The organism is Nocardia pneumoniae NBRC 100136 (assembly GCF_000308755.1).
Lineage (GTDB): Bacteria > Actinomycetota > Actinomycetes > Mycobacteriales > Mycobacteriaceae > Nocardia > Nocardia pneumoniae.
This window is the reverse complement of the sequence record NZ_BAGF01000052.1, coordinates 44,915-58,998: the sequence shown is the minus strand read 5'-3', so window position 1 is coordinate 58,998 and position 14,084 is coordinate 44,915. Positions and strand designations below refer to the sequence as shown.

Below are 14,084 nucleotides of genomic sequence, written 5' to 3'. Positions count from 1 at the left end.
CCGCCGTGTGCCGGATCGTGTCGCTCCGCCACGCCCGGCATCTCCGGCGGCGCCGCGGCAACCCGGTCGGCGCACGGCAGGCAGCCGTCACCGCACTTGCTTGTATTTGTACTGCATGGGAACGTTTCGCGGGGTCCGTTGCTTCCCGCTAGCGTTGCGAGTATGGCCACTGCACCCCGCGGCGGACCTCCGGTGCCTGCGTCGTCCGGGACGAGCCGGCCGGGAACCGTCATCTGGACCGATCGGTTTCTGGATTACGCCTGGACCTCGGAGCATCCGATGAAACCGGCGCGCCTGAAGTTCACCATGGCGCTGGCGGAAAGTCTCGGATTGCTCGAGGGTGTCGAACTGCTCGAACCCGCCGGCGCGGAACGCCAGGACCTGCTGCGCATTCACACGCCCGACTACCTCGACGCCGTCGAACACGCCGTGCCGCCGATCGGTTCGCCCCTCGCACCACCCTATGGCTTGGGTTCGCCCGACAATCCGGTGTTTCCGCGCATGCATCAGGCGGCGTCCACGATTGTCGGCGGCACCTTGGCCGCGGCGCGGGAGATCGCCGAGGGGCGCACCAAGCGCGCGGTGAGCATCGGCGGTGGCATGCATCACGCGATGGCCGATTCGGCCGCCGGATTCTGCATCTACAACGACCCCGCGGTAGCCATCTCCTGGCTTTTGGACCACGGTTTCGACCGCATCGCCTACATAGATGTGGACGTCCATCACGGCGACGGTGTGCAACGGGCCTTCTACGGCGATCCTCGGGTGCTGACCATTTCGCTGCACCAGCACCCCGCGACCCTGTGGCCCAACACCGGTTGGCCGGAGGAGACCGGCGTGGGCGCGGCGGAGGGCACGTCGATCAACCTGGCGCTGTTGCCCGGCACTCGGGATGCGCAGTGGCTGCGCGGATTCCATGCGGTGGTTCCCGGCGCCGTGGCGGCGTTCGGTCCGCAGATCGTGGTCAGCCAGTGCGGGGTCGACACCCACCGGGAAGATCCCCTTGCCGACTTGGAACTCACCGTCGACGGTCAGCGGGCGGCGTTCCGCGTGATGCGCGACCTCGCCGACCGGTACGCCGAAGGGCGCTGGCTCGCCGTCGGCGGCGGCGGATACGGCCTGGTCCGGGTGGTTCCGCGAGCCTGGACGCATCTGCTGGCCACCGCGTTGGATCGCAGCATCGACCCCGCGACGCCGATACCGCAGAACTGGATCGACGCGATCCGCGCCGCGGCGCCGCAGTCCGACCCGCCGCGCACCATGGGTGATGGCGGTGATGTTGCTTACCGTCCATGGGATGGACCAGGCGGAACCGGGGAGACTGGGGACGCGCGGCTCGACCGCGCCCAACGCGCCGTCGACATGGCCGTGCTGGCCACCCGCCGAGCGACTTTCGGGTTGCTGGGCCTCGACCCGGAGGACCCTCGTGACTGACTTCCCCGACACCGGCGTTCCCGCCGTCCCGCCTCCGCCCCCGCAGCACTGGTTCGCCGACGTGCTGGCCTCCGACGGCGGCGTCGTGCGGCTGCGTCCGATCACGCCCGACGACGCCGATCGCCTGCAGGAGTTCCACAGCGCGCTGTCCGATCGGACCAGGTACCTGCGCTATTTCGGTCCATACCCGCGGATCTCGCCCAACGACCTGTACCGCACCACCCATGTCGACTACCACGACCGGGTCGGGCTGGTGCTGGAACTGGGCGAGGCGATCGTGGCGGTGGGACGCTACGAATTGCTGGACCGGGTCGGCCCGCGGGCGGCGGAGGTCGCGTTCGTGGTGGCGGACGGGCATCAGGGGCGGGGGCTCGGCTCGATTCTGCTGGAACACCTTGCCGGCGCCGCCGCCGAGAACAAGATCGAAACTTTCGTCGCCGAGGTGCTGGCGGAGAACACCGTGATGGTGACCGTCTTCCGAGACGCGGGCTATCAGGTCGAGCGCAGCAGGGATGGGTCGGTGCTGCATCTGGAGTTCGCCATCGACCCCACCGAAGCGCTGCTGTCGGTCCGCGATTCCCGCGAACGCGCCTCCGAGGCGCGCAGCGTGGGCAATCTGCTCGCCCCGCGCTCGGTCGCGGTCATCGGCGCCACCCCGGCGGCGGGGCGGGTCGGCGGAGTGGTGCTGGCGAACCTGCTGTCCGGTGTGTTCCAGGGACCGGTGTTCCCGGTGAACCCCAACCGGAAGTCGGTGCGGGGAGTCCGCGCGTACGCGACGGTCAGGGAAATCCCCGACGAGGTCGATCTCGCCGTGGTGGCGGTGCCGCCCGCGGCGATCGGGTCGGTACTGGACGACTGTATGGCCAAGGGCGTCAAGGGACTCGTCGTGCTGACCGCGGGGTTCAGCGAAACCGGCCGGGACGGTGTGGCGGCCGAACGCGAGTTGGTCGCCGCCGCCCGCGGCCACGGCATGCGCGTGGTCGGACCGAGCGCGCTCGGCATCGCGAACACCGACCCGAGTGTGGCCATGAACGCGACACTGGCCCCGGTCCTGCCCGGCCGTGGCCGGATCGGGTTCTTCTGTCAATCCGGCCCGTTGGGCGCGGCCATCCTCGGTGAGGCCGCGGCGCGCAATCTCGGCCTCTCGACGTTCGTCTCGGCCGGTAACCGTGCCGACGTGTCCGGCAACGACCTGCTGCAGTACTGGGACAGCGACCCGGACACCGACGTGGTGCTGCTGTACCTGGAGAGCTTCGGTAATCCGCGCAAGTTCTCCCGGATCGCGCGCCGGGTGGCCAGGACCAAACCGATCGTGGCGGTGAGCAGTGGCCGCTCGGTCGCCCAGCAGGCCGGTGACATGGATCGTTCGATCGTGCGGGATCTGTTCGCGCAGGCGGGCATCGTCCAGGTCGACTCGATTTCCGAGCTCTTCGACTGCGCCGCCCTGCTCGGCTATCAGCCGCTGCCGCGCGGCGAGCGGCTGGCGGTGGTCGGCAACAGCACGGCGCTGAACTGGCTGGCCGTCGACGCGGCCAAAGGCGAGGGTCTCCAGGTCGGCGAGCCGGTGAACCTGGGCCCGCAGGCGACGCCGGGCGCGTATCTGGACGCGCTGGTCGCGGTCCTGCGGTCGGATGAGTTCGACGCCGTGATCGTCGTTTTCGCGCCGCCGGTGCCGCTGCCGACCACCGGGTTCGCGGACGCCATCCGCGCGGCCGCGGCCGCCGTGCCCGAGGCCGACAAGCCGATTCTCACCACGTTCGTCGCCGAGCAAGGGATCCCGAACCTGCTCGCGGTGCGCGGGGCGGGCGCCACCGCGGTGCACGGGTCGATTCCGTCGTATCCCGATCCCGAGCGCGCCGCACGGGCACTGGCCCGGGTCCGGCGTTATGCCGAATGGCGCACCCGGCCGGTCTCCGCTGTGGTGCGGCCACGGGGCATCGACAGCGACCGTGCCCGCCAGCTGGTGGCGGACTGGATGGCCGGATCGGGCGGTCGCTGGCTCACCGATCTGGAAACCGTGGAACTGCTTGCCTGCTACGGCATTTCGGTCGTGGAGTTCCGGGAGGTGCGCAGCGCCGAGGAGGCGGTCGCCGCCGCGGAGGAACTCGGCTACCCGGTGGCGGCCAAGGCGACCGGCGAATTATGGCGGCGCAGGCCGGATCTCACCGGCGTCCGGCTCGACCTGTGGCGGCCGGAGGCGGTGCGGCAGGCCTACACCGATCTGGCCGAGCTGTGCGGTGATCCGCTGCTGCACATCCAGAAGATGGCCACCAAGGGCGTCGGCTGCATTCTGCGTGTGCAGGACGATCCGTCCTTCGGATCGGTGATCGAGTTCGGCCTGTCCGGCCTGATCATCGAACTCCTCGGCGACCGCGCCTATCGCGCGCTGCCGCTGACCGCCGACGAGGCCACCGCTTTGATCGACGCGCCGCGCGCCGCACCGCTGCTGTCGGGTACTCCCGCCAGCCCGCGCGTCGACAAAGCAGCCCTCGCCGAACTGGCCCAGCGCATTTCAGCCCTCTTCGACGACCTACCGGAGATGCGGGAACTGTCCTTCGATCCGGTACTGGCCTCACCGAGCTCGGCCGAAATCCTCTACGCGCGCGGGCGCATCGGCCCGGAGCCGAGCCGTTTCGACACCGGTCCGCGTCGGCTGGGCTGAAGCCGATCGAGTCGGCAGGGCCGAAGCGCACCGGCGACGAGGGCGATGGCGTGCCTGAGCCGTCGGCTCGCACAGGCCATGTCGCGAGCGCCGGATAACGGACGATCGCCGTTGCCGCGATCTGTGGATGCCAGATTCGTCCGAAGGAAAGGCCTGCTCGCCATGAAGATCCGCAACCTTGCCCTGCTGTCGCTGCTCGCGGCGGCGCTCACCGCGTGTTCGGTGAGCATCGGCACCGCGAGAGTCGCCGAGGCCGACTTGGAGAAGTCGGTCAAGGACACGCTCACGCAGAAAGCCGGTCAGGAACCCGACGCGATCGATTGTCCCGGCGATCTCACCGGTAAGACCGGAACGACCATGCGCTGCACGTTGACCGCGGGCGCCGACAACCTGGGCGTGACCCTGACCGTGACCTCGGTCGAGGGCGACACCGTCAACTACGACATCGAGGTGGACCAGAGCTGAGCACGGCGACAAGCCGAGGGAGGGGAAAGACGACACCGCCGACCGGCTCGCGCGATGCCCGGAGGGGACGGGCACGCACGGTCACCGGTCGGCGCGGGAAGGTGACCTCCGCGGGAGGTCACCGAGCCGGACGCCGCAGTTTCCTGCGAGCTTCCGGCGCCGGGGATTGATCAGCTGGCGTAGGCGCGCAGCCGGTCGGCCCGCTCGCCCTTGCGCAGCTTCGCCATGACTTCACGCTCGATCTGGCGCACTCGCTCGCGGGAGAGGCCGAAGAGCTTGCCGATCTGGTCCAGGGTGCGCGGCTGACCGTCGTCGAGGCCGAAACGCAGCCGGATGACCTGCTGTTCGCGCTCGTCCAAGGTGGCGAGCACACTGCGCACGTCATGGTGCAGCAGACCGGCGATGACCGCGGACTCGGCCGAGGTGGCCTCGGAGTCCTCGATGAAATCGCCCAGCGGGGCCTCTTCGTCGTTGCCGACCGGCATGTCCAGGCTCACCGGGTCGCGGCTGTGGTCGAGCAGATCGGAGATCTTGTCCACCGGGATGCCCGATTCGACGGCCAGTTCCTCGTCGGTGGCCTCCCGGCCGAGTTGCTGGTGCAGTTCCCGCTTGATCCTGGCCAGCTTGTTCACCTGCTCGACCAAGTGGACGGGCAGGCGAATGGTGCGGCTCTGGTCGGCCATACCGCGGGTGATGGCCTGACGGATCCACCAGGTGGCGTAGGTGGAGAACTTGAAGCCCTTGGTGTAGTCGAACTTCTCCATGGCCCGGATCAGTCCGAGATTGCCTTCCTGGATCAGGTCGAGCAGCGGCATTCCGCGGCCGGTGTAGCGCTTGGCGAGCGAGACAACAAGGCGCAGGTTGGCTTCGAGTAGATGCGACCGGGCGGCCTGACCTTCGCGCACGACGAGGGCTAGATCCCGCTTCCGGCTGGCCGACAGCCGCTTACCGGTCTCCAGCAGATACTGCGCGTAGAGGCCCGCCTCGATGCGCTTGGCCAGCTCGACCTCGTCGGCAGCCGTGAGCAGCGCGGTACGGCCGATCCCGTTCAGGTACACACGTACCAGGTCGGCGGCGGGGCTCTGGGCGTCGAGGTCCGAATCGCTGGTGCGCACACGAGTGGTGGCGGGGCTTGTCATGACTTGCCTCCTGTCGGTGGTGTCTCACTCCGATCAACGGACCCGACAGGAAGAAAGTTCCCCGTTACGGCTGACATAAACCGCTCTGAGCTGCGGTTTTCTGCCCTCTCGTCTGAGAAGTTCCTGAGAAGCACCGCGTCGCGGGGCGATCCCCTGGCCGGGCCCGGCGCCGGTCGACGCGTAGTTGCCGTACGGTTATGCGGGCCGTACCAATCCGTGACGTACCAGTCCGGTGACCACGGTCAACGCGTCGGCCGCGAACTCGGCGGTCACCTCCTCGGAGCCGTGGGCGAGCGCCAGTAGTTCGACCAGCTCGTACAACGGCAGGCCGTCGGCTCGCATTCCCGCCAGCAGCGAGATTGTGGTCTCGTCCACTTCGTGCTGCCAGCGCGGACCGTCGCCCCGATGCAGCCGCGCCACCTCCGGCGCCCAGCCATCGGGCCCGGGCAGGTACACGCGCTCCAGCGCGGTCGCTGAGTCCACCGCGAAACGTGCGGACCAGGCAACATTCGGGTCCGCGGCGACGGCGCGCAGCCAGGCCGAGCGCTCGAAGTACCGGATTGCCTCCTCGCCGAGCGGGTCGTCGAAGCCGTGGGTGAGGTCCTCGGCGAGCAGCTCGCTCGGACCGTCGATGGCCCGCAGGTAGACGAAACCGAAACCGATGCCCTCGACATCGGCGGCGGCGAAGGCGTCCAGCCAGTTCTCCGCGCGGGCTTGCGCGGCCGGATCGCGCGGGTCCAGGCCCGCGTCGCGCAACCACGTGCCGACGTAGAGGGCTGGATCGGCGACGTCGCGCTGCACCACCCAGGCATCGACGCCATGGGCGGGCAACCACGAGGAGACTCGTGCGCGCCAGTCCTCGCCGTCGACGTGGACCCATGCGGCCAGCATCGCGGCGGTGCCGCCGGGCACGAGCAGGTCGGCGGCCTGGGAGATCACCAGTTCGCTTGCTCCGTCGAGGGCGAGGCCGGAGTCACGGTAGGTGTGCTCGACGCGGGCCGGGCCGACCACGAACGGCGGATTGGCCACGATCTGGTCGAAGCGCCTACCCCGGACCGGCTCGAACCAGGAGCCTTCGACCAATTCGATGTCCAGGTCGTTGAGCGCCGCGGTGGCCTCGGCCAGCCACAGCGCACGGGCGTTGACGTCCGTAGCCGTGACCTGCCGGGCGTAGGAGGCGGCGTGTATCGCCTGCACCCCGCAACCGGTGCCGAGGTCGAGCACCGTGCCGACCGGGCGCGTCGGGGTGGCGCGCAGGAGCGAGAGCGATGCGTGGCCGACGCCGAGCACGTGGTCCTCGCTCAGCGTGCGGCGGCGCATCGAGTCGTCGAGATCGGACAGAATCCATCGCGTGCCCGCGCCCGCGTCCAGCGGGCGCAGGTCCAGCGCCGCCCGCACGGCGTCGCCGTCGCGATCCAGCAGTCCCGCGGCCACCGCGCGGTCGAGGTCGACCGGCGCGAGCGCGGCGGCGACCTCCCGCTCGGGCAGCGCGTCGCCGAGCAGCAGCAGGCGGATCAGCGTGCCCAGTTCGCCCGCCTCGCGCGCCGCCCTGCGCACCGGAACCGGCTCCGAGCGACCCAGTGCGGCGCGCGCGTCGCCGAGCACCTCGAGCAAGGTGTCGGCGTCGTAGCCGACCCTCGTCAGGGCGGTCCGCAGGTCCGGGCAGAGCGCGGTCAGCAGCGATCCGGTGGTGGTCGATCGGTTCGTAGGCACATCGGTACTCTGCCACCGCGACCGTCCGGCATGGACCAGGTGGTCTCGTGTCACGGCACCTCGCGCCTGGGCCGAGGCGGTCGGCACCGCGCGACCCGCGCTCTCGGCAGTTCCGTGTCAGCCTGTGCGGTCGGGTAGTCCCGCGTCAGCCGGTGCGGTCGGTAGCTCCGCGCCAGCTGTGCGCTCGATAGTGACTGCACCGCACCGCCGATCGGCTACAGCCCAGCAGTCCAGAGAGGTCGTCCGGGGCGCAAGTCGATTTTCGTGGCTGGTGGAGGTCAGTGCACCGTGCGTGTCGGCGGCGTCGTTGACAAGGGGGTCGCGCGGCGGACGCGAAGAGTTGTGCGGAAGGCGGTTCAGATGCCGTTCGGGTCGCGCGCGGTGACGCAGTACAGCGCGTCGCCGGGATCGTTCAGGACGATCCAGTGCTCATGCCGCCGCACCACCGTCGCGCCGAGCGATTCGTGCCAGGCCGCGGTGGCTTCGATGTCCTCCGCGGCAAGGTCCACGTGTGCGCTGGTCGGACGGTTCTCGCCCAGACGCTGCAGCAGCAGCTGTGCGGGCAGTTGCTGCTGCGCGCGCAGGCGGGCGAACTCCGGCCGCCGCCCTGGCTGGAATGTCCACCCGGTCAGCGACGTCCAGAAGCGGGTCTCGACCTCGTAGTCGGCGGGGCCGATGTCGAGGCACACCTGGTCCAGGCGGGACAGCGTGCCGTCGGGCGCCCGCACGGCCGGTGCGGGCGTGCTCGTGGCGCGGCCGCTCGGGGTGAGGCAGAACGTCTGGCCGCCGGGGGAGCGCAGCACGGCGTAGTCGGGGTGGTTGGCGACCAGTTCGGCGCCCAGGTCGAGGGCGGTGCGGACGGCGGACGGGATGTCGTCGACGTCGAGGTCGAGATGAACGCCGCCGAGACCGGTCACCGCCTGCATCTTGACGCTCGCGGCGGCGAACAGCGCCGGGTCGGGCAGCAGGGTGAGGAACTCGTCGTTGGTGCCGCGTCGAGGCGAGAGCTGGGTGCCGGTGACCGTGGACCAGAACTTCGCGCAGTCGTCGAAGCGCTGGGTCGGGCGGTCCAGGAAGACCCAGATCCACCGAATCATGTTCACTCCTGTCTGTTCCCCGCGACGTAGGCGAGGGGATTCGTCGTGGCGACGGCTTCGATGCGATTCCGAATGGGTAACCGTGCGGACGGCTTCGATGCGACATTAGGGATAGGCACGCAGGTTGTCGAGCACATAGCGACTGCCCGCCGAATGGCGCGAATTTAACGGTATGTGGCATTCCAGCCACTCGTTGCGGACGCAACCTTCCGGCAGGCTCAGCGGGTGACCGAACTGCAGACGCCGATCCCGGTTTCCGTCGACTCCCCACCCCGCATCCGCCTGCACCCGGCTTGGCTGGTCGCGGGTGTCGGCTTCATCGCGCTGCTGGGCGCCGCCGCGTTCCGGTCGGTGCCCGGCGTGTTGCTCGACCCGCTGCACGAGGAGTTCGGCTGGTCGCACGGCACCATCGGCACCGCCGTTTCGCTGAATCTCCTTCTGTACGGCCTGATCTCGCCGTTCGCGGCGGCGCTGATGGATCGCTTCGGTATCCGCGCGGTGGTGGCCTGCGCGCTGGTGCTGGTCGCGGCGGGCAGCGGGCTGACGGTCTTCATGACCCAGCCCTGGCATCTGATCCTGACCTGGGGACTGCTGGTCGGCGTCGGGGTGGGCTCGATGTCGATGCCATTCGTGGCGACCATCACCGGCCGGTGGTTCGTGCGCCAGCGCGGCCTGGTCACCGGCGTGCTCACCGCCGCGGGCGCGACCGGGCAGCTGGTTTTCCTGCCGCTGGTGTCGGCGCTGGCGCACGCGCACGGCTGGCGGCTGCCCTCACTGATCGTCGCCGGCGCGGCACTGGCCGTGGCGCCGCTGGTGCTGCTGTTCATTCGCGACTATCCGAGCGATGCCGGGGTGCGGGCCTACGGCGCCGAGCCGGGCAGTCCGGCCGGGATGCGCGTGCCCGCGGCCGGTGGCGCTTCGCGTGCGCTGGCCGTCCTCGGCACGATCGCCCGCAGGCCCGGATTCTGGCTGCTCGCCGGGGGTTTCGCGGTCTGCGGCGCGTCGACCAACGGGCTGGTCGGCACGCATTTCGTCAGCGCGGCGCACGATCACGGCATGCCGCCGACCACCGCGGCGAGCCTGCTGGCGCTGGTCGGCATCTTCGACGTGGCGGGCACCATCGCGTCCGGGTGGCTGACCGACCGGCTCGACCCGCGCTACCTGCTGATCGGTTACTACACGCTGCGCGGTCTGTCGCTGCTGATCCTGCCCGCGCTGCTCGGTCCGGACACCCAGCCGAGTCTGTGGGTGTTCATCGTCTTCTACGGTTTGGACTGGGTGGCCACGGTGCCGCCGACGGTCATGCTGTGCCGTGAGCTGTTCGGCGCCGACGGCCCGGTCGCGTTCGGCTGGGTGTTCGCCTCCCACCAGATCGGCTCGGCGGTGGCGGCCACCGGCGCGGGCGTCATCCGTGACCTTCAGGGCAGCTACGACCTGGCCTGGTATCTCGCGGGCGCGCTGTGCGGCGCGGCCGCGGTGATGTCCGCGGTGGTTCGGCGCGCACCGCGACCGTCCTGAGATCGGTTTTCGGGGCCGGTAGCCGTCCATTACCCGCGGTGGACGGGCGTCAGGTAGAAGCGACCGGGTGGTAGGACAACCGCGGATTCAGCCGTCGATGGCGTTGTGCGGCCGGGACTCGATGGCGGCGCGGCGACGATCCCACCGGCTGGGCTCGTCCTTGCGGCGGGGCGGGCGGTCGTTGGCGATCAGCACCGCGATCCAGGGCAGCGGAATGGACGCCACGATGATCAGGATGGACAGCAGCGGATTGCCGAACGCGCTGTAGGCGATCGCCGCGAGGACCAGGCAGGGGATGCGGAACGCCATGAGGATGGTGTACCGGCGCACCCGGGCGCGGTGCTGATCCTCCAGCGAAGGCGCCGCCTCGGTGATCAACGCCGGGTGTTTGTCGTCACTGCCCGGGAAATATCCGGAGGAACGGCGGGGCTGCGTCGGCATCGTCACGTCGGGGTGCGCTTCGCGGTCGCGGCCGTCGGCGGAAGGGGAGTCGCCGTTCTGCTGCATACCCCGAGTCTTCCACTAGTGGTCCGTCCACGCACGGACCGGGCTCGGCGATGACAACTCTCGATCCCGGGTGCGGCATGCGCCGCCGTGGTCGGCCGCTGATCCCGGCGATGCGGCATCATGGAATGCGTGAGCACCGACACCATGGTTCGCCCGGATACGACGACCGACGAGACGACGGGCGACGACACCCCGAAGTTCTTCCACTACGTGAAGAAGGACAAGATCGCCGAAAGCGCCGTCCTTGGCACCCACGTGGTCGCGCTGTGCGGAGAGGTCTTCCCGGTGACCCGCTCGCCCAAGCCCGGTTCTCCGGTGTGCCCGGAGTGCAAGAAGGTCTACGACGGCCTACGCAAGGGCGAGTGACGCCAGGCTCTAGTCCGGGGATGAGGACGACGCTCCCCGCCGGTCGAGCGCGGCCACGGAGCGGCGGGGTCCGGCGTCGTCCGGGCCGGTCGCGATGTCGTCCTCGGTCCGCGCCTGCGCGCTCGCGCCGCTTTCGCCGCGCACCTGGTTGGCGATCCACTCCTTCACCTGCTCCATGCGGGTCGCCCGGGCGGGCCAGAACTCCTGCACGGCCGCGTTGAACTCCGCGCCGAGGATCACGGCGAACCCGAGGAAGAACGTGAACAGCAGGAACGCGATCGGCGTCGCCAGCGCGCCATACGTGACGCCGGTTCTGGTGACCCAGGACAGGTAGCGGCGCAGCACCTCACTCGCCGCCATGAAGAACACCCCGGCCACCAGCGCGCCACCGAAGAGACGGTGCCACGGCAGCGAGGTGTGCAGCGCCAGCTTGTACAGGGTGGTGAGCCCGACGATCAAAAGCAGGCCGACGCCCGGGTAGTAGAAGAAATCCAGCAGCTGAAGTCCCGTCACCCGCCATGCCGCGGGCAGCACCCGCCCGATCAGCGCTGGTCCCAGCGCCACCAAGGGCAGGATGAGCACCGCCGCTACCAGGAACAGCATGTACAGCAGCAGCGCGAAGATGCGCTGCCAGACCGGATGCCGCGCGTCCTGCTGGTCATGGGCCTCGACGATCGCGTCGACGAAGGTGGCCATCGCCGACGACCCGGCCCACAGCGACAGCACGAAACCCACCGAGACCACCGCGCCGCGGCCCCGCCCGAGGACGTCTTGCACGGTCGGCTCGATGAGGTCCGACACCACGCTCGTGCTGAACAAGTCCTGGCTGAACGCGATGATCTTGGATTCCACGATCTGCACGGTGTCCGGGCCGAACCATCCGCCGACGTAACCCAGGCTGCCGAGCACCCCGAGCAACAGCGGCGCCAGCGAGAGCGTCTGCCAGAACGCCGCCGCGGCCGACTTGGCGAAGATGGAGTCGCCCCATGCCTTCTCCGCGACCCGTACGACCAGCGCGACCGTGTGTCTGCCCGTGTGCGCGGCTTGTGCGCCCGCCCGCTCGGCCCAGGTCCGCGTGCGCACCGTTACGGTGCGGCCCGACGGTGCGTCGGTCCGTGGCGGATCGCCCGGGAGGGCGCGGTGGTCGGTCATCGTGCATACAGCATCGCGCACTTCCGTGATCCGCATCGCGGTCCGGGTGCGACGTGTCGGTGCGCATCGGGTGAACGTCCAGCGTCCTCGCTGGTGGCCGTGTGATGCCCGTCGCGCCTTCCGCGTCGGTTTGGCGACACGCCGTGCCGGGCCGCTAGGGTCGTCTGCGTGACTGGGTCGGGTGGCGCCGCTGTGGCGGGAGAAGCGGGAGCGCCGGGCGATTCGACAACAGTGAGCACCGCCGTCGGCGGCTCTCTCCGTGCCTGGCAGCGACGTGCGCTGACGAAGTATCTGGCGACCAAACCGCGAGACTTCCTCGCGGTGGCCACCCCGGGAGCGGGCAAGACCACGTTCGCGCTGCGCGTCGCGGCCGAACTGCTGGCCGACCGCACCGTCGACCAGATCACCGTCGTCGCGCCGACCGAACATCTCAAGCACCAGTGGGCGCAGTCCGCGGCCCGCGCCGGGATCGCGTTGGATTCGCGGTTCTCCAACTCGACCGGAGGCACCTCGGGGGACTACCACGGTGTGGTGGTCACCTACGCGCAGGTCGCCGCGCATCCGTTCCGGCACCGCGTGCGCACCGAAAACCGCAAAACGCTGGTCATTCTCGACGAGATCCACCACGCGGGCGACGCGAAGAGCTGGGGTGAGGCGACGGCCGAGGCGTTCGGCGACGCCACCCGCCGCCTCGCGCTCACCGGTACGCCGTTCCGCAGCGACGACAGCCAGATCCCCTTCGTGGTCTACGAACCCGACGAGTCCGGTTTCCCGAAGTCCCGCGCCGACCACACCTACGGCTACGCCGAGGCGCTCGCCGACGGCGTCGTGCGGCCGGTGGTCTTCCTGGCCTATTCCGGCGAGGCGCACTGGCGCGACAGCGCGGGGGAGGAGTATTCCGCGCGCCTGGGCGAGCCCCTCAATGCCGAGCAGACCGCTCGGGCCTGGCGCACCGCGCTCGATCCGGCGGGTGACTGGATGTCGGCCGTGCTGCGCGCCGCCGACATCCGGCTGCGTCAGAAGCGCGCTTCCGGCATGCCGGACGCGGGCGGACTGGTGATCGCCACCGATCAGGACCGTGCCCGCGACTACGCCGAACTGCTGGAACACATCTCGGGCGAGAAGCCTGCCCTGGTTCTCTCCGACGACCCGTCGTCCTCCAACCGGATCGCGGAGTTCAGCAACAGCACCCAGCCGTGGATGGTCGCGGTGCGCATGGTGTCGGAAGGGGTGGACGTGCCGCGCCTGGCCGTGGGTGTGTACGCGACCAGCGCCGCGACGCCGCTGTACTTCGCGCAGGCGATCGGCCGCTTCGTGCGCGCCCGCAAGCCCGGCGAGACCGCGACGGTGTTCCTGCCGTCGGTGCCGGTGCTGCTGGATCTGGCCGCGCAGTTGGAGGTGCAGCGCGACCATGTCATCGGCAAGCCGCACCGGGAGCAGAACGGACTCGACGACGACCTGCTGATCGAGGCCAACAAGCAGCAGGACGAGCCGGGCGAGAAGGACAAGTCCTTCGTCGCGCTGGCCGCCGACGCCGAACTCGACCAGGTGATCTACGACGGCTCCTCGTTCGGTACCGCCACCTTCGCGGGCAGCGACGAGGAAGCCGACTACCTCGGTATCCCCGGGTTGCTCGACGCCGAGCAGATGCGCGCGCTGCTGCGCGAGCGGCAGGCCAGGCAGGTCGCCGAGCGCGGTGCGGCCGCGACCGCGCCGGAGCCGGGCCCGCAGGTGGCCAGCGCCGCGGAGCGGGTCGCCACGGCCGACCGGCTCGGCGAACTGCGCCGCGAGCTCAACAGCCTGGTGGCGATGCATCACCATCGCACCGGCAAACCACACGGCGTGATCCATGGTGAGCTGCGGCGCGAGTGCGGCGGTCCGCCGACCGCGTTGGCCACCGCGGAACAACTCGGCGAGCGCATCGCGGCCCTGCGCCGGAAGTAGTGGTGCGCGGGGAACCGGTCAGGTGCGGACGGGCCAGGCGGCCATGGCGCAGCCTGAACCACCCGGCGAGACACCGCCCTGGGGAGA

11 protein-coding genes are annotated in these 14,084 nt (G+C 70.0%); 6 read left to right on the top strand and 5 right to left on the bottom strand.

Going from position 1 to position 14,084, the window contains the following annotated elements; genetic code table 11:
• The first annotated feature begins 162 nt into the window (after window positions 1-162).
• From ON34_RS16645 to ON34_RS16635, 3 genes are all read left to right on the top strand, one after another.
• On the top strand, window positions 163-1,434 hold the full coding sequence (locus ON34_RS16645) for an acetoin utilization protein AcuC (protein ID WP_040780287.1): 1,272 nt from the start codon (window positions 163-165) through the stop codon (window positions 1,432-1,434).
• Window positions 1,427-4,096, top strand: a complete 2,670-nt coding sequence (locus ON34_RS16640; RefSeq protein ID WP_040780285.1) for a bifunctional acetate--CoA ligase family protein/GNAT family N-acetyltransferase — start codon at window positions 1,427-1,429, stop codon at window positions 4,094-4,096. Before ON34_RS16645 ends, ON34_RS16640 begins: the two co-directional genes overlap by 8 nt.
• Window positions 4,097-4,258: 162 nt before the next feature.
• Window positions 4,259-4,561 (top strand): DUF4333 domain-containing protein, encoded by a 303-nt coding sequence (locus ON34_RS16635; protein ID WP_040780283.1) that lies wholly within the window; start codon window positions 4,259-4,261, stop codon window positions 4,559-4,561.
• Between the two features lie 170 nt (window positions 4,562-4,731).
• Here the strand turns inward: ON34_RS16635 and ON34_RS16630 are convergent, their stop codons facing one another.
• From ON34_RS16630 to ON34_RS16620, 3 genes are all read right to left on the bottom strand, one after another.
• Window positions 4,732-5,700, bottom strand: coding sequence for a sigma-70 family RNA polymerase sigma factor (locus ON34_RS16630; RefSeq protein ID WP_040780281.1), 969 nt, complete (start codon window positions 5,698-5,700; stop codon window positions 4,732-4,734).
• A gap of 195 nt (window positions 5,701-5,895) precedes the next feature.
• A complete protein-coding gene (locus ON34_RS16625) occupies window positions 5,896-7,413 on the bottom strand; it encodes a DUF7782 domain-containing protein (protein ID WP_083889497.1) in 1,518 nt (505 codons plus the stop codon).
• 356 nt (window positions 7,414-7,769) lie between these two features.
• Window positions 7,770-8,510, bottom strand: coding sequence for a VOC family protein (locus ON34_RS16620; RefSeq protein ID WP_040780350.1), 741 nt, complete (start codon window positions 8,508-8,510; stop codon window positions 7,770-7,772).
• Between the two features lie 225 nt (window positions 8,511-8,735).
• Between ON34_RS16620 and ON34_RS16615 the strand changes: the two genes are divergently transcribed.
• Window positions 8,736-10,028 carry an MFS transporter gene (locus tag ON34_RS16615; protein WP_040780348.1) on the top strand — a complete coding sequence of 431 codons (1,293 nt, stop codon included), beginning with the start codon at window positions 8,736-8,738 and terminating at the stop codon, window positions 10,026-10,028.
• Window positions 10,029-10,115: 87 nt separating this feature from the next.
• On the opposite strand, the gene ON34_RS16610 is transcribed toward ON34_RS16615, so the two are convergent.
• On the bottom strand, window positions 10,116-10,469 hold the full coding sequence (locus tag ON34_RS16610; protein ID WP_040780346.1) for a DUF3099 domain-containing protein: 354 nt from the start codon (window positions 10,467-10,469) through the stop codon (window positions 10,116-10,118).
• A 186-nt stretch (window positions 10,470-10,655) separates the two neighbouring features.
• Here ON34_RS16610 and ON34_RS16605 point away from each other — a divergent pair, with 186 nt between their 5' ends.
• Complete coding sequence (locus ON34_RS16605) at window positions 10,656-10,901, top strand: DUF3039 domain-containing protein (protein ID WP_085997083.1); 246 nt, start codon at window positions 10,656-10,658, stop codon at window positions 10,899-10,901.
• 9 nt (window positions 10,902-10,910) lie between these two features.
• Here ON34_RS16605 and ON34_RS16600 read toward each other — a convergent pair whose 3' ends face one another.
• Window positions 10,911-12,053: a YihY/virulence factor BrkB family protein gene (locus tag ON34_RS16600; protein ID WP_083889501.1), complete on the bottom strand. Its 1,143-nt coding sequence runs from the start codon at window positions 12,051-12,053 to the stop codon at window positions 10,911-10,913.
• Window positions 12,054-12,245: 192 nt separating this feature from the next.
• Between ON34_RS16600 and ON34_RS16595 the strand changes: the two genes are divergently transcribed.
• Window positions 12,246-13,997: a DEAD/DEAH box helicase gene (locus ON34_RS16595; RefSeq protein ID WP_040780279.1), complete on the top strand. Its 1,752-nt coding sequence runs from the start codon at window positions 12,246-12,248 to the stop codon at window positions 13,995-13,997.
• Window positions 13,998-14,084: the final 87 nt, after the last annotated feature.